General features: G+C 40.2%; 17 protein-coding genes. 8 read left to right on the top strand and 9 right to left on the bottom strand.

Going from position 1 to position 21687, the window contains the following annotated elements:
• Window positions 1-16: 16 nt before the first annotated feature.
• From C2M25_RS16530 to C2M25_RS16515, 4 genes are all read right to left on the bottom strand, one after another.
• Window positions 17-2659 (bottom strand): TonB-dependent receptor domain-containing protein, encoded by a 2643-nt coding sequence (locus C2M25_RS16530; RefSeq protein ID WP_105181599.1) that lies wholly within the window; start codon window positions 2657-2659, stop codon window positions 17-19.
• 387 nt (window positions 2660-3046) lie between these two features.
• Window positions 3047-3928 carry a class I SAM-dependent methyltransferase gene (locus C2M25_RS16525; protein WP_105181598.1) on the bottom strand — a complete coding sequence of 294 codons (882 nt, stop codon included), beginning with the start codon at window positions 3926-3928 and terminating at the stop codon, window positions 3047-3049.
• 62 nt (window positions 3929-3990) lie between these two features.
• Entirely contained in the window at window positions 3991-6612 is a 2622-nt protein-coding gene (locus tag C2M25_RS16520; RefSeq protein WP_105181597.1) for a TonB-dependent receptor domain-containing protein, read from the bottom strand.
• Window positions 6613-6867: 255 nt separating this feature from the next.
• Complete coding sequence (locus C2M25_RS16515; RefSeq protein ID WP_105181596.1) at window positions 6868-9216, bottom strand: DNA polymerase II; 2349 nt, start codon at window positions 9214-9216, stop codon at window positions 6868-6870.
• Window positions 9217-9366: 150 nt separating this feature from the next.
• Between C2M25_RS16515 and dinG the strand changes: the two genes are divergently transcribed.
• The 8 genes from dinG to C2M25_RS16475 all read left to right on the top strand — a co-directional run bounded on the left by dinG (window position 9367) and on the right by C2M25_RS16475 (window position 15625).
• Entirely contained in the window at window positions 9367-11442 is a 2076-nt protein-coding gene (dinG, locus tag C2M25_RS16510) for an ATP-dependent DNA helicase DinG (protein ID WP_063707072.1), read from the top strand.
• On the top strand, window positions 11442-12218 hold the full coding sequence (locus C2M25_RS16505; RefSeq protein WP_105175119.1) for a TSUP family transporter: 777 nt from the start codon (window positions 11442-11444) through the stop codon (window positions 12216-12218). Before dinG ends, C2M25_RS16505 begins: the two co-directional genes overlap by 1 nt.
• Window positions 12219-12827 (top strand): primosomal replication protein, encoded by a 609-nt coding sequence (locus C2M25_RS16500; protein WP_105181595.1) that lies wholly within the window; start codon window positions 12219-12221, stop codon window positions 12825-12827. It begins immediately after the preceding gene.
• Complete coding sequence (locus tag C2M25_RS16495; RefSeq protein WP_171038314.1) at window positions 12824-13717, top strand: histone deacetylase family protein; 894 nt, start codon at window positions 12824-12826, stop codon at window positions 13715-13717. The genes C2M25_RS16500 and C2M25_RS16495 overlap by 4 nt, the downstream gene beginning before the upstream one ends.
• A 46-nt stretch (window positions 13718-13763) precedes the next feature.
• Complete coding sequence (locus C2M25_RS16490) at window positions 13764-14036, top strand: late competence development ComFB family protein (RefSeq protein WP_063707060.1); 273 nt, start codon at window positions 13764-13766, stop codon at window positions 14034-14036.
• Window positions 14033-14191, top strand: a complete 159-nt coding sequence (locus tag C2M25_RS16485; RefSeq protein WP_082874113.1) for a YbaM family protein — start codon at window positions 14033-14035, stop codon at window positions 14189-14191. Before C2M25_RS16490 ends, C2M25_RS16485 begins: the two co-directional genes overlap by 4 nt.
• Before the next feature lie 72 nt (window positions 14192-14263).
• A complete protein-coding gene (locus C2M25_RS16480; RefSeq protein ID WP_105181593.1) occupies window positions 14264-15151 on the top strand; it encodes a DMT family transporter in 888 nt (295 codons plus the stop codon).
• Window positions 15152-15382: 231 nt separating this feature from the next.
• Window positions 15383-15625 (top strand): hypothetical protein, encoded by a 243-nt coding sequence (locus tag C2M25_RS16475; RefSeq protein WP_058583760.1) that lies wholly within the window; start codon window positions 15383-15385, stop codon window positions 15623-15625.
• A gap of 25 nt (window positions 15626-15650) precedes the next feature.
• Here C2M25_RS16475 and C2M25_RS16470 read toward each other — a convergent pair whose 3' ends face one another.
• From C2M25_RS16470 to C2M25_RS22050, 5 genes are all read right to left on the bottom strand, one after another.
• On the bottom strand, window positions 15651-16307 hold the full coding sequence (locus C2M25_RS16470; protein ID WP_105181592.1) for a tRNA (adenine(22)-N(1))-methyltransferase: 657 nt from the start codon (window positions 16305-16307) through the stop codon (window positions 15651-15653).
• Window positions 16307-17236: a class I SAM-dependent methyltransferase gene (locus C2M25_RS16465; protein WP_105181591.1), complete on the bottom strand. Its 930-nt coding sequence runs from the start codon at window positions 17234-17236 to the stop codon at window positions 16307-16309. Before C2M25_RS16465 ends, C2M25_RS16470 begins: the two co-directional genes overlap by 1 nt.
• Window positions 17237-17241: 5 nt before the next feature.
• The gene (uvrB, locus tag C2M25_RS16460; protein WP_063707054.1) at window positions 17242-19236 is read right to left on the bottom strand and encodes an excinuclease ABC subunit UvrB; all 1995 of its coding nucleotides are present in this window, start codon (window positions 19234-19236) and stop codon (window positions 17242-17244) included.
• Window positions 19233-20612: an MATE family efflux transporter gene (locus C2M25_RS16455; protein WP_105175128.1), complete on the bottom strand. Its 1380-nt coding sequence runs from the start codon at window positions 20610-20612 to the stop codon at window positions 19233-19235. Before C2M25_RS16455 ends, uvrB begins: the two co-directional genes overlap by 4 nt.
• Before the next feature lie 747 nt (window positions 20613-21359).
• On the bottom strand, window positions 21360-21687 hold a 328-nt coding region (locus C2M25_RS22050; RefSeq protein ID WP_234003594.1), incomplete at its 5' end, for a hypothetical protein.

Raw genomic sequence — 21687 nt, 5'->3', positions numbered from 1 at the left:
TTTGAATAAAACTCAATTAGAAGCTAATTGAATAGCTTACACGATAATCACGACCAAAGTTGTTATATAAGTCTTGATCATCCCACGTTCCATTTGATGATAATACAGGGTCTTCATCTGTTAAGTTATTAACAGTGAATGTAAGTGCACCATATGCACCTGCATTATAAGTATATGTTAAGTTGTGGACTAACCAGCTATCAAGTCTACCTGAAACATCATATTTAGCGCCAGGAATTGGGTTACCGTCTCCATCAAGAGGTGCTTTTTCAAACTCACTTGTACTGTCAGTAAATGTTGCATTCCATGCTAACGAGTGATCTTCATAAGACCAAGCAATTGTAGCAACTGACTTAAGTTCAGGTTGACCTGACCAACCAGATGTATCTTGAACTCGACCACCAACTTCTTCTTCATAAGAAAGTACGAAGCTGTTTACATTTTGGAAACGGAAGTCACCAAAACCTGTCTCAAGGTTTGCAGCAATTGTAAAGTCGATACCTTCAACTTCAAAACCTGCACCGTTGAAGTAAGATGTTCCAGCTTCAATTAGCGTTCCTGAAGCGGCACGCTTCAAGTAGAAAGTTTCATTTGAAGTATCTGTGTCTACTGATACCGCAGAGATTAGACCTGCTGCTTCATCAGATAAAAGAGCCTGTAATGTCTTTTGTTGAATTACATTATCGATTTGCAATTGGAAATAATCTAATTTGAATGTAAGGTTGTCGTTTACATCCCAAGCGATACCAAGGTTAGTGTAATCAGACTCTTCCGCATCTAACTCTGAATTTTGCGTATAATAAGTATTGTATTGACGCTCTGTAGTAGATCCATTCTTATAATCGATCGCATCTTCTGCAGAGAATGAACGAGCAGCATTCAAACGGTCAAGACCAGGAGCACGGAAAGATTCTGAGTATGAACCACGAATAACAATGTTATCAGCCACTTGCCAACGTGCAGAAATCGCAGGTGCAATATTATCGCCAAAATCAGAATAGTCATCGTAACGAGCTTTTAAGTTTAGCTCTACAGTTTCTGTTACAGGAAGTACCGATTCGAAGAAAAATGCTGTTACATCACGCTTACCTTCAGAAGAGTTACCTGCTGAACCACCGATTCGACCAGCTTCTGACTGACCATCATAGATGTCTGCATAAGTTTGCTCGAAGTATTCCATACCTACGTAGTGAGCTACTGAACCACCAGGTAATTCAAAAAGATCAAACCCTAAACCTGCAAAATATTGGTCAAATGTTGAAGAAGACTGCTGAAGTGTCGTTGCTTTCATATTAGCAATACCTTCTTCAGAACCTAAATCGATATCATTTTCTTGGTTGTATGCTAGACCTGCATAAGAAAGGTAGTATTCACCAACTGACTTATTGTCTGCTTTGTTACGGTGATAATAAACTTCCCAAGATGCATTGTTCCAGTCAAATTCACCACGAAGACCTGTAGTTAAATCGATATTGTAGTCGTCTACGTTACCGTCACGAGTACCGATACCAACCCAACGGAATAGACCGTATGCGCCGTCTACACCATAAGGGTTATGAGGATTATCAGCCGACATATTTTCCCACTCAGCTGCAGGTGGAGCATAACGACCGAATGATGAGTTTTGAACAAACATTGTTTGACCAAACCACTCTACGTTCTCAGCAATTTCATAGTTTGAGCTGATGTATAGCGTGTTACGGTCAATAGACGCTGTATTGTAAGATACATTACCAAACGCATACATACAGTATTCAGAACCTGGGCCCCAGTCTTCGTTTGCATCTACACGACGGAATGTGTCTTCGCCGTATTGAGAAATTAAGTCGTCACATAATAGAGACGCTTTTGCTTCTGAAAAGTCTGGAGATAAAACAGTTGCACCAAAATAAGACCAACCAACTGTATCTGCAGTGTAAGCTTCGATATCACCATCACCATCTAAATCACCGATTTGTGCTTTAGTGTAGTCACGAGCACCATCACTGATACCTTGGCGCTTTTGGTAATCGTAAGCAAACGTAATATTGCCTTTATCGTTTGAGATACCACCTACAACAGAAAACTCTGAAGATGTAGTACCTTCGTCTTGGTCACGATGGCCAGCACCCACGTTGAAGCTTAAACCTTCGTAGTTATCTTTTAATACAACGTTAACAACACCTGCCATTGCATCAGAACCATAAATAGATGATGCACCTTCAGTCATAATATCGATACGCTCAACCGCAGCCATTGGAATAGCATTTAAGTTAGCTGACGCGCCACCTAGGGTTGGCGAACCAGGGAAACGACGACCATTTAATAGTACAAGTGTACGACGTGAGCCTGCGCCACGTAAGTTAATTGTTGCTTGAGACTGAGCAGAACTACCTGAACGCTCTGAGAATGAGCCGAATGAGTTCAGTGAGCTTGAACGAAGAGCGTCAGCTACAGTGAAGTCACCTTCCATTTTGATATCAGCAGATGTGATGCTGATTACAGGTGATGCACCTTCAAGGTCGGTACGTTTGATACGTGAACCAGTTACCTGAATACGCTCAACTTTTTCAGCGCTATCGTCTTCAGCAGCAACTGTCGATGCAGAAAATGCTGCTGTTGAAGCTGCACCAAAAGCAATCGCTAAGCGAACTGCTTTTGAAACTTGATTATTTAACATTTGATTCTCCCTGGTCATATCCATGTTATGACTTTATTAATTTATTTAACCCTAAAGAGCCAAGTACCCCTTAGAGGTATCAAATACTAATATCAGGTACAACTTTTGGTCAACTTTTTTTTAACCTTTGTTTTTAAAGGGGAAATATATAATAAACACATAATCAACAATCAGCTCAACATGTTAATTTTAAGTGCAAGATAATTGCCAATATTAGAAATAAACACCAACTTCAACCTAATTATTCTGTTATTTCATTGACGAAAAGTGCAATTGTGTAAATTCAAAATTGAGATAGGAGAAATTATCTGAAATATAAAAAAGGATCTGAATACAAAAAAGTAACACTCCAATTTAAAATGCTACTTTTTAGGATAGAAAGGTACTCTAAGGAACGGATTTGCCAATAATATAAGTTGCTAACAGCCCATCATACTTGTTATCAAAAATTGTTCCTTCTTCATAACTCATAGAAATAGCCTTGACTTTTTTAAGTAAAGTTGCCGATTGATCCGCAGCGTTTACTAGCTCAGTAAGCCTGAGGATAAGTAAATCTAATTCATTCAAAAACAGAGATAATGCTTTTCTGAAATCTATATTGTTGTTTTTATTTTTCCGTAAAAAACTTAGAAAAGCAGGTAAATTAGTCCCAAGCATAGCATCAGAGCCATTTTTAAAATTATTTTTAATTTCAGTTTCTATTTCATCAAAGTAACCTTCAATAGAATCAAGCTCCTTCTTATCAAGGCAACTAACCAAAACAGTTAATGTTGATGTAGTATTCTTTTTAACAAAATTAGCCGCAGCTAAAATAAGGGTGTTTGGCTTAACGATTATTGATTCAGGGTGGTGACATACAAACGCAAATACCCCTTCCCCTTTTAATACACGAAATACTTCTTCAATGCTTTTATTGATTAAACTGTATTCTAAAGAAAACTGGGCTACTACACATGAAAAATCACCATCATTAAATGGCAAATTCTCAGCGGCAGTGTTTGATAGAAAGGTTCCACCTATACTTTTTGAAACTTCAGGATGAACTTTTGCTTGATCTATACCAAAGCAGTTTAATTGTTTATCTTTTTGGATTAATTGAATTAAAGCTCCATTCCCTGTTCCAACATCTAGAACAGCAGAATTTTCTTCTAGCTTATCTGCGAAACGATACCAAAACTGTTGAAGTGAACCTTTATAATTATTTTTAAAACCATTACCAAAAGAGGTTAAATGCCCTTGCTGCCAATAATTTGTCCAATGGTCGCTCATAACATCTCCATAAATAAAAAAGGCTGAATAAATTCAGCCTTTTTTGCATTCAAAAAACTTAATTAGAAGCTGATTGAATAGCTTACACGGTAATCACGACCAAAGTTATTATAAAGGTCTTGGTTATCCCAAGTACCGTTAGATGATAACACTGGATCTTCGTCTGTTAAGTTATTAACAGTGAAAGTTAGTGCACCGTATGCACCAGCGTTGTAAGTGTAAGTTAAGTTGTGAACTAACCAGCTATCAAGCTTACCTGATTGCTCATAGTAACCGTCACCATCTTCATCTTTTTCAGTTTCAGTTGTGCTATCTGTATAAGTTGCATTCCATGCTAACGAGTGATCTTCATAAGACCAAGCAATTGTAGCAACAGACTTAAGTTCAGGTTGACCTGACCAGCCAGATGTATCTTGTACAACACCACCAACTTCTTGGTCGTATGAAAGAACGAAGCTATTTACGTTTTGGAAACGGAAATCACCGAAGCCAGTCTCAATGTTTGCAGCAATTGTAAAGTCGATACCTTCAATTTCGAAACCTGCACCGTTGAAGTAAGACGTACCTGCTTCAACAAGTGTACCTGATGCAGCACGCTTCAAGTAGAAAGTTTCATTTGAAGTATCTGTGTCTACTGATACCGCAGAGATTAGACCTGCAGCTTCATCAGAAAGTAAAGACTGAAGAGACTTAGATTGAATAACATTGTCGATTGCTAATTGGAAGTAATCAACTTTAAAAGTAAGGTTGTCGTTAACATCCCAAGCAATACCTAAGTTAGTGTAATCAGAAGTTTCTGCATCTAACTCAGAGTTTTGTGTGTAATAAGTATCGTATTGACGAGATGTAGTTGAACCATTCGCATAATCGATAGCTGATTCAGCTGAGAATGTACGTGCAGCGTTAAGTAGGTCAAGACCTGGAGCACGGAAAGACTCTGAATATGAACCACGAATAACGATATTATCAGCTACTTGCCAACGTGCAGAAACTGCAGGAGCAATGTTATCACCGAAATCAGAATAGTCATCGTAACGAGCTTTTAAGTTAACTTCCACAGTGTCAGTAATTGGAAGTACTGATTCGAAGAAGAATGCAGTTACATCACGCTCACCTTCAGAAGAGTTACCTGCTGAACCACCGATAAGACCAGCTGCAGATTGACCATCGTAGATGTCTGCATAAGTTTGCTCGAAGTATTCCATACCTACGTAGTGAGCTACTGAACCGCCTGGAAGTTCGAATAGATCAAAACCTAAACCAGCAAAGTATTGGTCAAATGTTGAAGAAGATTCTTGAAGAGTCGTTGCTTTCATATTAGCAGTACCTTCTTCTGAACCTAGGTCGATATCATTTGCTTGGTTGTAAGCTAAACCAGAGTAAGAAAGGTAGTATTGACCAACTGACTTATTGTCTGCTTTGTTACGGTGATAGTAAACTTCCCAAGACGCATTGTTCCAATCAAGAGAACCGCGTAGACCAGTTGTTAAATCGATATTGTAGTCGTCTACGTTACCGTCACGAGTACCGATACCAACCCAACGGAATAAACCGTATGCACCATCTTCGCCATATGGGTTGTGCTCATTGTCTGCAGACATATTTGTCCAAGGAGCAGCTGGTGGAGCATAACGACCAAATGACGAGTTTTGAACAAACATTGTTTGACCAAACCACTCTACGTTGTCAGCAATTTCATAGTTAGAGCTGATGTAAAGCGTGTTACGGTCAATAGATGCTGTGTTATAAGATACGTTTGCGTAAGCATACATACAGTATTCAGAACCAGGACCCCAGTCTTCGTTTGCATCTACACGACGGAATGTATTTTCACCGTACTCTGCAATTAAGTCATCACAAAGTAGTGATGCTTGTGCTTGTGAGAAATCAGGTGAAAGTACTGTTGCACCATAGTAAGACCAACCAACAGTATCTGCAGTGTATGCTTCGATATCACCATCACCATCTAAATCACCGATTTTAGCTTTAGTGTAGTCACGTGCGCCATCACTGATACCTTCACGCTTTTGGTAATCGTATGCAAATGTGATGTTACCTTTATCGTTTGAGATACCACCTACAACAGAAAACTCAGAAGATGTAGTACCTTCGTCTTGGTCACGATGGCCAGCACCGATGTTGAAGCTTAAACCTTCGTAGTTATCTTTTAAGATAACGTTAACAACACCTGCCATTGCATCAGAACCATAAATAGAAGATGCACCTTCAGTCATGATATCGATACGCTCAACAGCAGCCATTGGAATAGCATTTAAGTTAGCTGACGCGCCACCTAGTGTTGGCGAGCCAGGGAAACGACGACCATTTAATAGTACAAGTGTACGACGTGAGCCTGCACCACGTAAGTTAATTGTTGCTTGAGACTGAGCAGAGCTACCTGAACGCTCTGAGAATGAGCCGAATGAGTTCAGTGAGCTTGAACGAAGCGCGTCAGCTACAGTGAAGTCACCTTCCATTTTGATATCAGCAGATGTGATGCTGATTACAGGTGATGCACCTTCAAGGTCGGTACGTTTGATACGTGAACCAGTTACCTGAATACGCTCAACTTTTTCTGCGCTATCATCTTCAGCCGCAACAGTCGATGCAGAAAATGCAGCTGTTGATGCAGCACCAAAAGCAATCGCTAAACGAACTGCTTTAGAAACTTGATTATTTAACATTTGATTCTCCCTGGACCACTCTATTGTGGTTATATTTAGCATAAGCTTGTTTATTATTTGTTATCGCATCAGGACTGCGACCAACAAATAATAAACAAATTAAACAAAATATCCAGACATTTGTTTATAAAAAATTAATAAAAAACCGTAAATGAAACTAATATTTAATGTATTGCGCAAAATTCATACAAACCAATTCACCCTCAAAACATCTATAAAACCCATAAAAAAGGGACAACCGATTAATTATCAGCTTTAAAATAGTTGAATTTGCTTGTTTTTTACCGAGGGAACTAAAGTACCTAATTTCACAACTATCATCTCAGCAATTGGCAATAATTGCTTATTAACATAAATGCCATAATCATAGTTATGTTGACCTGTGTAGTACTCAGCGCCGTTAGCGGTGTAAACATATTCAATTATTTGACCACGTTGAAACGCTAGGTGGGGATTGTCAGCTAAATACTGTTTAGCAGCTTTTACATGGGGAGGGATATTTTTTTGATAATCAATTAAATGCTGACCTAAGCGTTTTCGGTAAACTAACATGGCGTCGAATTCACCTGCATAGAGTTTTTCAACATATTTATCAAAGGTTTGAATTATTAATTCTTGGCTATAATTTTCGCCGAATAAAATCTCAAATAATTCTGTTTGAAACTTATGGGCAAGCTCAGTCCAATCACTTCGAACAGTTTCCATGCCTTTGAAGACTAATTTTGAAGCGCCATTTTTTTCAACTTTTCCTACATAGCGCTTTTTTGAACCCATTGTTTTACCTCTAATTGTGGGCATAAAAAATGGGCTGTAGTGGGTTTCGTACTCAATTTCTAAGAAACTGTCTATTTTATAGTCTTGCTGCAAAACGAGCTGCCAGCGTTTGTTAATTTTTCCTGCCAGTTTCGTACCGATTTCATTACAGTTTAGTGGATTTAGATCATCATCAAGTTTAACAAACGTCGAATCCGTATCGCCATAAATGACTTCATAACCCCACTCTTCTATCCATTGCTTAGTTGTTTGCATTATTTCATGGCCACGCAAAGTAATTGAGCTCGACAATCTCGGGTCATAAAAACGACAACCTTTAGAGCCAAGTACACCGTATAAACTATTCATGATGATTTTAATTGCCTGCGAGAGCATAGGCTGGTTTTTATCTTTGGCTATTTGTCTTGTTGCTGACAGTTCACGAATAAGCTCTGGCAGATGGTGCTCAGTACGTGAAAACTGTGCTTGGTTAAAACCTTCGATTGCGTCATCTGGCTTTTTTAAACCTTCAATTAGACCAAGAGGGTCTATACAAAATGTGCGCATTATTGATGGATAGAGGCTTTTGTAATCAAGCACCAAGATATTCTTATATAGGCCAGGCTGCGATGACATGACATAACCACCTGGGCTGTCAAAACTTAACCCATGATCGCCTAAATTAGGGGCTACATAGCCACTTCTATGTAGTAGCGGCAAATAAAGGTTAGTGAAGGCGGCAACTGAGCCGCCCATTCGTTCTAATTCAAGTCCGGTGAGTTGGCTTCTCACAACAGCAAAATCGAGTAATTTAAGTTTCTCAAAAATTCGCAGCACTAACATGCAATCTTGTCTGTTGTAATTTGCAAGAGACAGTTTGTCTTCATTAAACTGGCGAATAATTTCTTCTAGGCGATTATCCGTACTGATCAGTTTTTCTTCGCCAAGCTCAATACTTGCTACATTAGCAAGGCTAAAACTGTCGTAGTGATAGGTGGCGTTTTTTAGGGTATCAATCCCATCTACAACTACACGGCCAGGTATTGTAATACGGGTAAAATTTCCTTGCCGCAGCTTCATTTTTTCTTTATTGCGGCCAAGCGGTAATTCGACACCGAGTGCTTCAGCACGGGCATGTAAAACACTAAAGTCAAATTCAATCACGTTCCAACCAATGATCACATCTGGGTCGACAGTTTCAATGTGCATACAAAGCTGATTGAGTAAATCAATTTCATCCACACACCAATGAAGGTTAAATTCAAGTTCACTGGTATCTTGTGGCTGGCCTATCATCAATACTGTATCGATGTTTGCCCCAACTAGACCTATTGAAAATAGCACTCCTTCACCATTACATTCTATATCGAGTGACAAACTTGAAAACTGGGGCGTAAAATCGTTATTTTTTTTGAACTTAGTATCTGTTAAAACTGGATATGGGTAACTTTTTATTTGTCTTCCTTGAGCCCAAACTGACCCTTTAATGAAACGTTCCATTAAAAATCTATCAATAGGACGAATATCATCTTCATATACTTTTATATGCTGCGCTTTGAGTCGTTTCGCTGCATTGTAATAGTGCTTTAATGAGGAAAAGTTACAAGAAACAACTTGTTGTTGCATAAAGCTCTTCAGTGCCACAGGTTTAATTTCACAAAAAATACCATGCTCTGAGAACACTCTATTCGCAGCGTCTATTTGAGATTCATTAATAAAGAACACAGCTCTTTGTGGTGTGCTTATTAGTTTTACAGGCCCTTGTTTAGACAAAATCCACACCACAATCGAAATGCCCTTAGCGCTATCATAGCATTGAGTGGAAAGAATAAAGCCAGAGGCTAACCGCATGTAATTAAACCTTTTTTCGATGATTTAGGCATGTTAGTTAAGCAAAACTAAGTTGATTAACTAATTAAAGTAACAAGTCGCTTGTAGTTGCCCAGTTAAATCTCTAAAATTCATTACTGTAATTATATACATACTTTAGGTTTTCTGGGCATGCTTTCTGACTCTTTAAAAAAAACAATTCGGCAAATTCATAAGCATGTTGCTGATAACCTCACCGATTACCGCCCTCGAAGCAGCCAGAACTATTTAGTTGCCGAAATTGCAAAAACGCTGGCTGGCGAATATCACAAGAGCCAACGAATTTGTGTTATTGAAGCAGGCACCGGCACCGGCAAGTCGCTGGCGTATTGTCTAGGGGCATTGCCTTTGGCGATGGCCAAGAAAAAGAAATTAGTGATTTCGACGGCAACCGTTGCCCTTCAAGAGCAGTTAATTAGTAAGGAGCTGCCTTTTTTTAAAGAGCACTCTGGCCTCGACATTAAGTTTGATTTAGTGAAAGGTCGACAGCGTTATATCTGCGCACAAAAACTCAGTGCTGCTGTAAATGGCGACAGTCAAACGCAAATGGAGTTTATGCCGACCCTATCATCGCCGCTTTCAGATATGGAAACCAAATGCTTAAAGCAACTTTATGATGCTTATTCAAAAAAGCAATGGCAAGGCGACCGCGATAGCTGGGCTGATACTATTCCTGATAAAGTGTGGAATTTAATTGCCTGTGATAAGCACTCATGCCAACGACAAATGCGCGCTCATCAGCTCTGCCCTTTTCATATGGCGCGTCAGCGTCTGATGCAAATGGATGTGCTAGTGATCAACCATTCTCTATTACTGGCTGATCTTGATTTGGGTGGCGGTAAAATTCTACCTGAACCTGACGATACGATTTATGTAATCGATGAAGCGCACCATTTAGCGCACATCACCCGCGATTTTTCTTCTGCTGCAGCAACCATTAAAGGCACCATAGATTGGCTCGACAAGCTGGTTAAATTTGCTGGTAAAATGGCTAATGTGCTCGTAGGTCAAAAAGCGATTGGGCAAAATTTTAAGCTCAGTGACAGTATCAATGATGCTGGTAAAAACTTAAAAGTGGTGCGTGATATTCTTGATAACGCAGACTTTAATTATAACAGTGATGACACCTATCGTTTTGAACATGGTGAAATCCCTGCTTCTTTACATGCCAAAGCAAAAGATATTAGCGATGCCACCCTTGATGCCCTAAGAGCACTCAACAAGATGCATGACACCTTAGTTCAAGACGTAAGTGATGGCGATATAAAACCTTATGTGGCTGATCCAATCTTGGCTGAAAGTGGTCAGTACATTAATCGCTTAGAGTTATTGAACAAGCTGTGGTTTAGCTACGCCACAAAAGGCGAAGGTATTCCCCATGCGCGATGGATAAAACGCTTGGAATATAAGAACCATCACGACCATTTACTCAGTGATTGCCCTATTGAAGTTGGCTATTACCTAAAAGATAAATTATGGAATCAATGTGCGGGTGCCGTACTTTGTTCAGCCACCTTAACTGCATTGGGTTCATTTGATCACTTTGCCTATGAATGCGGTCTTGCCAAAGAAGAAGGAGTAAAATACATAAAAGTCCCTTCTCCGTTTGATTACCCAAAACAAGCGACGTTGCATATTCCTGCAAGTCATATTGAGCCGACCGATAAAGCGTTTAGCGACCACTTGGCTGAGCAATTACCTAAGTTCCTTGATGATAAAAAAGCTAATTTAGTGTTGTTTGCCTCTTATTGGCAAATGGATCATGTTGTTAAAGCGCTGCGTAGCAAAGGAATTGAGATCTTAGTGCAAGGTGAAATGTCTCGTGAAACACTGTTGAAAAAACATAAAGCCAATGTAGATTTAGGCCGTGCTAGCTATTTATTTGGCACTCAAAGTTTATCTGAAGGTCTTGATTTACCAGGTAAGTACTTAGAAAACCTGGTAATAACAAAAATTCCATTTGCGGTGCCTACCTCACCAATAGAAGAAGCTCAGGCTGAGTTTGTGCAAAGTAAAGGTGGCAACCCGTTTCTTTCGATAACCGTACCTGATGCGGCAAAGAAATTAGTACAAAGCTGTGGTAGACTGCTGCGCAAAGAAAATGATCAGGGTCGCATTACTATCCTTGATCGCCGACTAGTGACCAAGCGATATGGCAAAGCCATGCTCGATACCTTGCCACCTTTTAAAAGACAAATTGATTATTAATGTTTGAATTAGCTTTAGACCCAACAACCTGGGCACTATTATGCGCAGTCGCACTAGCAGCGGGCTTTATCGATGCAATTGCAGGCGGTGGTGGCATGTTAACAGTACCCGCGCTATTAACCGCAGGCTTACCGCCCCACCTCACCTTAGGGACCAATAAACTTGCAGCAAGTTTTGGTTCATTGACGGCCAGCGTAACGTATTTTCGTAAAAAGTTGTTCAACCCACGGTTTTGGGCTGCTTCCATTGTTGCAACAGCCATTGGTGCACTCATAGGTACTTTAGTGGTTGATTACTTAAGTATTGAATTTTTAAATAAATTACTACCGGTGGTGATTATTTTAGTCGCTTGTTACAGTTTATTTGGCAGTTTAAGTACAACTGAGCATAACGAGTTACCTGAGCTTGATGGTAAAACTAAAGTTAAACAATGGCTGCAAGGTCTAGGACTTGGTTTTTTTGATGGCTTAGCAGGCCCAGGTACTGGTACCTTTTGGACCGCATCAAATAGCCTATTATATAAAATGAGCTTATTGCTTAACTGTGGCCTTGCCCGTTCAATGAATTTTGTTTCAAACTTTATTTCATTGATCACCTTCGTCGCGCTTGGTCATGTGAACTTTTTACTTGGCATCACAATGGGCTTTTTCTTAATGCTAGGTGCATGGCTAGGTGCACATTCAGCAATTAAGTTTGGTGGTAAAATGATCCGCCCAGTGTTTAACACTGTGGTTATAGTGTTAGCATTAAAGTTAATCTATGAGGCATATTTATAAATGCAATCAACTGCTTTTGATAAACTACGGTCACAAATTGAACGGCTAAAACAGTTAGCCGTGCAATTTGATAAGGGTAATTTATTTGCAAAAAATCGCTACATGCAAGCCCAACCAAGTTTGTTTGATAAAGCCGTGTTTAGCACAAAAAGTATGAAGTTAGCCGACTATGTAACCGAAATTGAAGATGAGCTTAACAGCCTGCCGCCAGCTGAGCATCGCCATGCCTATCAATATGCGCTTGAGCGTATTACCCTTCAGGTAGAAGCGGTGTTTAATGTGATCAAATCAACCCCGGTTTGGGCTAAAGAAAATAAATACAGCTTTAAGCCAAAAGCAAAGCCACAGGTTTACAAGCAAGCCGTGCAAAAAATCATTCAGTCATCTCATGAATTGTATGACGAACTCAAGCAAAACCATGAGTTTGAACGCCGCTTAGTTTTGATGATCGAAGAGCGAAAGCTTAAGCTCGACGCAGCAAATTCACAGCAAGCAACCGAAATTAATAAAGAAATATTAGCTTTACATGCAAGACTTGGTCGTTGTCGTAAAGCCATTTCTGCCACTGAAGACAAAATTCAACAGGTCGAGAAACAGCAGCTGAGATAATGTTTTACTATCATCCAAGTTATTCAGCGTTAGCTTTACCAGAGCGTCACCGCTTTCCCATTGATAAATATCGCTTGTTAAAACAGCTTGTCAGCAACTTTATTGATGAGCAGCACTTCATTACCCCACAACAAGCCACTAAAGCGCAGCTTACTCTGTGCCATAACCCCGACTATGTCGACGCTTTTTTAACTGGCAGTCTTGATAGCAAAGCAATTAAAAAAATGGGCTTTCCTTGGTCCACTCAATTGGTTGAACGAACACTTTACTCTGTTGGCGCGAGTATTCAAGGCGCTGAGTTTGCTTTGCAACAGGGTGCGGCTTTTAATCTAAGTGGTGGTTATCATCATGCTTTTACAAGCTATGGTAGTGGTTTTTGTATATTCAATGACTTGGCGATAGCCGCAGCACACTTAATTGATACAGAGCAAGCCGACACCGTATTAATCTTTGACTGTGACGTTCACCAAGGTGATGGCACAGCCGAAGTTACACAAGTACATCCCCAGATCATTAGCTGCTCTATTCATTGTCAGCAAAACTTCCCGCGAATTAAACAGCAATCAAACTACGATTTTGCTTTAGAGCATGGCACTTCAGATACTGAATACCTTGAAACAGTAAAACAAGCTTTAGCCCTAACAATTAGACTCCACCAGCCAGACATCATTTTGTATAACGCTGGCGCAGACATCGCTTCGGATGACGAATTAGGACACTTTCAAGTGAGTTTAGAAGGCGTGTACCAGCGTGACCATTTTGTATTAAGCCAAGCAAAGCAAGCAGAAATCCCAGTCTTTGCAGCCATGGGCGGTGGCTATCAACGAAATGTAAGCCGTTTGGTTGATGTTCATGGTCAGCTTTTTAGGGCGGCTGTCGATTTATTTTAAAGCTTGGTATACACTAAAAGTGACTGTTTAATTAGGCTTATTTTGTATGAAAATGCATGACGACATTCACAACTACTATGAAAAATTAGTTGTCGAAGACATCACTAAACGCAACTTAGAATCGACTTACAGTGATGATATTATGGCAGATTTATGCTGCACCGTATTAAACCAACTGCCTGCCCGTTACATCCGTTACGATGTCGACATGGAATTTTATTTACCGCAAACAGAACGTATTAGAATGGAGCAACAAGTGCAAACGGCCATCGATGTAGCGATCAGCCAAGTTGCTAAGAAAAAGGAACTGCAAAAATGAGTAATGAGTTAGATAGCGCGCCTAACTACATCAAAATTGCTGTTGATCTTATTATGCTCTTAGAACAAAACGACGTACCTGCCGAAGACGTATTAGCCGCTCTAGAAATCGTTAAATCTGACTTTGAAAAGAAACTTCCCCAATCAACTGATTAATAGTCCGAAAATGGCGAGTATTGGGGCATAAATTTGTTATGCTCAGGTTTTATAATTTAAGAATGTAAAACCATGTCATTGCCAAGTTTATTACGCCTGTTCATCCTTGCTGCTATTTGGGGCGCTTCCTTCTTATTTATGCGCATGGCAGCGAATAGCTTAGGCCCTGCAGTATTAATAGAGTTAAGAGTCGGCTTTGCAGCAATAACACTGTTTATTTTTGCGCTGTACTTACGCAAGAAACTGGCTTTCACGACCCACAAAAAGCATTTTTTCATTATTGGCGCGCTTAATTCCGCCATTCCCTTTTTATTGTTTGCCTTTGCAGCACAAACAATTAATGCATCTACCTTATCCATATTAAACTCAACAACGCCAATTTGGGGCGCCATCGTAGGTATTGTATGGACTAAAACGAAGCCCACTAAAAGTATGTTGCTTGGCTTACTGTTAGGTTTAACGGGCGTGGCCATTTTGGTAGGACAAAATAGCCTGACTATCGACAGCCAAGCCATCACGGCCATTGTTGCAGCACTGTGTGCTTCACTAAGCTATGCCATCGCATCTCATTACACCAAACATGCCCCAAAGTTATCAGCTTTTGATAATGCCCATGGCAGTATGTGGGCGGCGAGTATTATGGTACTGCCGCTTATTTTTGTTATTCCTGCCAGAGAAATGCCAAGTAACGAGGTTATGCTTGGGGTACTCGCACTCGGTGTACTGTGTACAGCGATAGCGTATATCTTGTTCTTTCGTTTGATTGATGACATTGGCCCAACCTCAGCGCTGACTGTTACTTTTTTGATTCCACTTTTTGGCATAGTATGGGGTAATCTAATTTTAGATGAGCAAATTGGTCCCAATACCTTAGTTGGCGCACTGTGTGTTATCGCAGGTACCATGTTGGTCACGGGCTTTATTCGCATCAAGCCGTTTCTAAAACGAAACACCTTGTAACAGAATGCAAATTGCATTTTTAAATACAATCTATACTCTATTATACCAATTCGCTTAATTAAGTAGTCTATTTTGAGGCAATAAAACCTCGTTGATAACAAGGCAAAAATTTCGTTATTTAGTTGTTCTAAATGAGAAATTTTTAACGCAGTTAACGACAGGTTTAATCCCTCAAAATGATTAAGTATTATAGTGAATTGGTATTGGGTACTAAAAAGGAAGGAGAAGTGTATGTCAGGTACTACCATGGTGGTGTTAATCGTGCTGATATCAGTTGGCTCTGGGGTAATTTATGATATGTATAAAAAACACCTTGAGTTTAAATCACGAACTTTAAAAAATTCAAAAGAAGCCAACGAACATGTAGCCGAAGTAACAAAAGAGCTGCAAGAGTTAAGAGAGCGTGTGCAAACGCTCGAAGCCATTGTCACCGATTCAAGCTACAACGTAAAACAAGAGATTAATAAACTTTAATTAACTCTAATTAAGTTAGCTCTAATTAAGATAATAATGCACTGTATTGTTCAAGCACAGGCTGATAATAATCGGCGTCTTGATTTAACATACGTTGGTAATGAGCACATAACTGCTTTAAATACGTTTGGTGCTCTTTACTTGTCAGCTGCCACATTTGCTGCCCGACTCGCGTGATCGGCTGCGAAGATGACGCACTCATTACGATGATTTCATAAAAGCGTTTGTTTTCACACACCAACTGCTCAGAGATGAGCCCCAATGGCAGTGTTTGTAAATAGCTGCGAACTTGATAACTGTGATGCACCGGGCAAACAATAAAGTCGATATGCGTATTTGGCTGTTGACTGACAATCTTCGCTAAGAACTGCACTAACAACTCTCCGCCCACCCCAGCAATAATAACTAGGTGGCGTTTTTGTGGGTCTGGTGTAATCATTGCCACATCTTGGCAATGTACCTGCCAACGACCGCGTTGCTCACTTGTAGCAAAACGTTCGAGTTTATCACTTAGTGCCTGCATCAACTCAGGCACAATATCGACAAAATGTATAAGCGGTGCTTTATCTTGCTGTAAAAGCTCAATCCCTAACAAACCGTGATCGCAGCAACAATCCCAGATCTCATCATAATCTGAATCAACCACATCAACGATGGCTGAAAGCCGTTTACTCAGTGCCATTAGTTTGCTGTTTTATAAACTAACGCTTTTAAGCTGCGATCACTGTCTACCTCAACAAAGCCATCTGTAGGAGCTAGTCGCTCAACAAAACTAATTGCACCTTGTGTATGCTCGGTAATGAGATCTTTAAACGCCTGCTCTGAAAGCTCAGGGCTATTGGCACACAGTAATAACTGGGTGTTTTCATTCAACAGCTCAGGTAAACGACGTAGAATTTTTTGATAATCCTTAGTCAATATAAAGCTGCCCTTTTGGAAGCTAGGTGGATCAACGATGATCAATTCATAGGGCGCTGATTTTTTTAGTTTACCAAATGATTTTAAAATATCGTGCGGGAAATAACTCACACCTTGCTCAAAACCATTTAGCTGATGATTTTGTTTACCCGTGCGCAGCACACCTTTATTCATGTCCATATTAATAACTTGGTCTGCCCCACCCTGCATTGCTGCAACAGAGAAGCCACATGTATATGAAAATAGGTTGAGCACTTTTGCATTTTTACTATTGGCTTGAACAAACTCACGGCCACGGCGCATATCAGGGAAAATCCCGGTATTTTGGCGACTCAATAAATCGACTTTAAACTTAATGCCGTTTTCACTCACTAAATGCTCTTGCGGTAATTCACCAAACATAAGGGCATTACGGGTGTTAATGCCGCTGCGTTGCTGGTAAACCAATGCACTCACAAGCTCTGGGGCATTCTCTTGTGCCCATTGCCACAGGGTATCCGTTAACTGTGCAAGTATCTGATCATCTATTTCTTCGTACGAAACTAAAAAGAGTGCTGGCGGATAAAAGTCTACGTTAATGTGACTCAGCTCAGCCACTGAGTGGCCACGGCCATGAAATACACGACATAGTTCATTTGCAGCAAGAGGAGCCTCTGATAAGGCATTTAAAATGGCAGAATAATCGTTTGTCATCATCTTTAATTAATTAACTGTTGTTGTAATTCGTGAATTTCATCACGCACAGACGCCGCTTTTTCAAATTCAAGATCGCTTGCATAGGCATGCATTTTCGCTTCAAGGGCTTTGATTTGGCTGGCAATATCTTTTGCACTGAGCACTTTCTTAGACTCTTTACGCACCACTTTAAGGTTGTCTTTAGGACTTGCTTCTTCGCCGACATCCATAATGTCGGTGATGCTTTTCACCAGTGCTTGTGGCTCTATACCATGTTCAAGGTTATAAGCTTGTTGTTTTTCACGGCGGCGGTCTGTTTCATCAATGGCTTGTCGCATTGAATTAGTGATGCGGTCGCCATACAGAATTGCTTTACCATTTAAGTGACGAGCGGCACGTCCTATTGTTTGTATAAGCGAACGAGTCGAACGTAAGAAACCTTCTTTATCGGCATCAAGTATCGCCACCAGTGACACTTCTGGCATGTCGAGACCTTCTCGCAATAAGTTAATGCCCACTAACACATCAAACACACCAGCACGTAAATCACGGATAATTTCAACCCGTTCAACAGTGTCGATGTCTGAGTGCAAATAGCGCACTTTTACGTCATGGTCGTTGAGATAGTCGGTTAAATCCTCGGCCATACGCTTAGTTAAAGTGGTCACAAGTACCCGCTCGTTCACTTCAACTCGTTTATAGATCTCAGAAAGTAAGTCATCAACTTGGCTGCCCACAGGGCGCACTTCGATTTCAGGATCAATAAGTCCGGTTGGACGAATAACCTGCTCTGCAACCTCCCCTGATGAGCGCTCAAGCTCAAAGTCACCAGGTGTTGCCGACACATAAATAGTTTGCGGTGCGATGGCTTCAAATTCTTCAAAGCGTAATGGACGGTTATCTAATGCCGATGGCAAGCGAAAGCCATACTCAACAAGGTTTTCTTTACGGCTTCTATCGCCTTTATACATAGCACCAATTTGCGACACAGTAACGTGTGATTCATCAATAATCATCAATGCATCATCGGGTAAGTAATCAAGCAATGTCGGCGGCGGATCGCCCGGTGTTCTACCCGATAAGTAACGCGAATAGTTTTCGATGCCTGAGCAATAACCAAGCTCGGTCATCATTTCAATATCGTATTGGGTGCGCTGAGCAATACGTTGCTCTTCTACAAGTTTGTTGGCACTGAGTAACTGAGCTCGGCGGTCTTTAAGCTCATCTTTAATTTTATCAATGGCATCGAGAATTTTTTCACGGGGTGTTACATAGTGCGTTTTCGGATAAATAGTCGCGCGTACAATGTGCTTTTCAACGGCTCCTGTAAGCGGGTCAAAAATACTTAAGCGTTCAATTTCATCGTCAAACATCTCGACACGAACTGCGTAAGTATCCGATTCAGCAGGAAATATATCGACCACTTCGCCACGTACACGGTATGTACCGCGGCTAAATTCAATATCGTTGCGTGTATATTGCAGCTCAGCAAGACGACGCAGCATATCGCGCTGATTAACGGTTTCACCCACTTTCAGCAATAGCATCATCTTCATATATGAGTCAGGGTCACCCAAACCATAAATAGCAGACACCGATGCCACAATAATGGTATCACGTCGTTCAAGTAGCGCTTTGGTGGCACTTAAACGCATTTGTTCAATGTGTTCATTGATAGAGGCGTCTTTTTCAATGAAGGTGTCGCTGGCTACAACATAAGCTTCTGGCTGATAATAATCATAATAAGATACAAAATACTCAACCGCATTATGAGGAAAAAATTCCTTCATCTCACCATAAAGCTGTGCAGCGAGTGTTTTGTTGTGCGCCATGATAATGGTTGGTCGATTCAAATCATTAATGATATTCGCCATGGTGAAGGTTTTACCCGTTCCCGTAGCCCCTAATAATGTTTGATGCGCAAGGCCGGCCTCTAGACCCTCTTTTAATTGTGCAATGGCCGTTGGCTGGTCGCCATTTGGCTGAAATTTTGAAACTAGCTGGAAATGGTCGCTCATGAATGGCACTCCTTCATATATGACTCGCTTAATCCATCAACTTCTTTAATAAACCACTTATAAGCCAAGGTTGCAGTAAATAAGTTACCAATCGCAGCACCAATAAATAAACCACTCAAGCCCGCAAATTCACTGCCTATATAAGCAAAAGGAACATAAAAAACAAACAGGCGTACCACACTTAAAATCAGTGCATTCATTGGTTTATGCAGGGCATTAAATGAAGAATTAGATAAAATAATCACCCCTTGTAAGCCATAGCTTAGCGGTAAGATATAGATGAACAACTTAATCACATCCATTACCGCTTGCTCTTTACCAAACACATCAGCAATAAAGCCTGAGGCTAATAGCAACACTATATAAATAGCGAACTGCCAAATCATCACGAATTTCAGGGTTTTTGTGTAGGCTTCTTTCACTCGTTCAAACTTACCTGCCCCAAAGTTTTGACTCACAAATGGCGGTAAGGTCATTGATAACGCAAGCACCACAAGGCTTGCGATAGATTCAATGCGACTACCTACACCAAACGCCGCAACCGCTTCAGGACCATGTTTAGCCACTAATGCTGTCATAACCGCCATGGCAATAGGTGTCAGCATATTTGCACCAGCCGCAGGCAAACCAATTTTAAGAATTTTACGAATCGAACTAAGCGGTGTTTGCATACCAGAATGCAGGCTTAATAAGCCATTTTTTACCGCAAGAATGTATAAAATAATAACCACCGCAACTGACCATGCAATAACACTGGCAATCGCAGCACCTTGAATACCTAGGGCAGGAATAGGCCCAAATCCAAAAATAAGCATAGGGTCTAAGATGGCATTAATGAGCCCCGCTCCCCCCATGACAATACTCGGTGTTTTGGTATCACCACTGGCTCTGAGCACTGAGTTGCCAACCATAGGGGTAATTAAAAATACACTCCCTAAGAACCACACACTCATATAGTCGTGGATAAGCGGCAAGACTTGTTCACCTGCACCTAATAACTTAAAGATAGGCTCTATTAATAGATAGCCCACCACAGAAAGACTAAACACCATCACCACCGACACCAGTAACGACATGCTAGCATCAAAGCGTGCTTCATCTAATTTATCGCTACCGAGAGCTCTGGCTATCACGGCTGAAGTGCCTATCCCTAAGCCGATTGCAAGGCTAATTACAGTAAAGGTTACAGGAAAGGTAAAACTGACAGCAGCAAGAGGTTCGGTGCCTAATAAACTAATGAAGAAGGTATCAACCAAATTAAACATCATCAGAGTGATCATTCCGAAGATCATAGGAATGGTCATTTTTTTCAAGGTTGGCAGAATGGGTGAGTTTAAAAGATCAGGTTTAGTTTTGCTCTGCGGTTTCACGCTCATGGGAATACTTTGCCTCTTTTTCTGAACCTGTAAGTTTAAAGCATCCTTCCCTTGCAAGCTATGCTTTATTAACAGAATCAAAATTCATACACAAAACTATTACTTTTGACGCTTTGACATAAAAATAACGGCCAACCCCTATAAAAAACAATATAAAAACAAGTTTAATAGCTTTGTTACAATTAAAAGGCAGCTATCGCTGTTTTTTTACACAATAAATAGCGCCATTTCATCGTCACGAATAAATTTACTCATCAATTCAGCAAGGCTTCAGATAAAAACAATAACCCTCTGATTTTTAAATAATTAAAAAAAATGAATTAAATACTTGAAATTGCTGTAGCCCTCGAAAATCCTAGCACCATAGCTGTTCTTAAAGTTTAATAAACAGAGTTATCCACAGAAACCGTGGATAACTCTCTAGAAGCCGCAAATATAAAGGCTTTTAAGGCGGGTGTTTATCACTTAATACTAAGAATACCAAAGCCTGTTGTTTTAACCCTTTTATAAGTTTCTCGAAAAGAACGCGCAAAAATTGTTCTACCGCTATGCAAAGTTAACTATGACAAGAAAAGATTAGAACGGCTTAGGATACTAACCCATTGATATAAATTATTAAAAATAAAATTCCAGCAATGCCGTGAAGGCTATATTTCACTTTTCCTAAAAAATTACACGGACTTTTGCATGCCCAATAAAGTCAATTGTTCGAAAAAAACGGCGACTGTTGATCCCTAATAAAAAGAATTAGATTTGATTTTGACGATGAGAAAAAAACATTGCATTAATAGTAATTTCCTCGATTTGGTAAAGAATATCTATGCAAAGAAACTTTTTTATATTTTTAAAAAACGTACCGCTGCTCAAAAAGCATGCAAAAAAGCCAAGCTTTCGACATAGATCCCCCGCTGCTAAGCAAAAAATGTTGAGCTTTTCAGCTACATTTTGCTCAGATCGAACATAAAAACATCGAATAAGCTTCTTTTTTGAATTTATGAAGTTTTTATGTTGACACTTTGCAATGCTGTCATTAATATTTCGCCCCGTTGAAAGGCATGACGCTTCCCCCTTAGCT

The sequence above is a fragment of the Pseudoalteromonas sp. T1lg21 genome (assembly GCF_002964625.1).
GTDB lineage: Bacteria > Pseudomonadota > Gammaproteobacteria > Enterobacterales > Alteromonadaceae > Pseudoalteromonas > Pseudoalteromonas gelatinilytica.
Note: the sequence above shows the minus strand (reverse complement) of the source record. Positions and strands in the feature narration are given on the sequence as shown.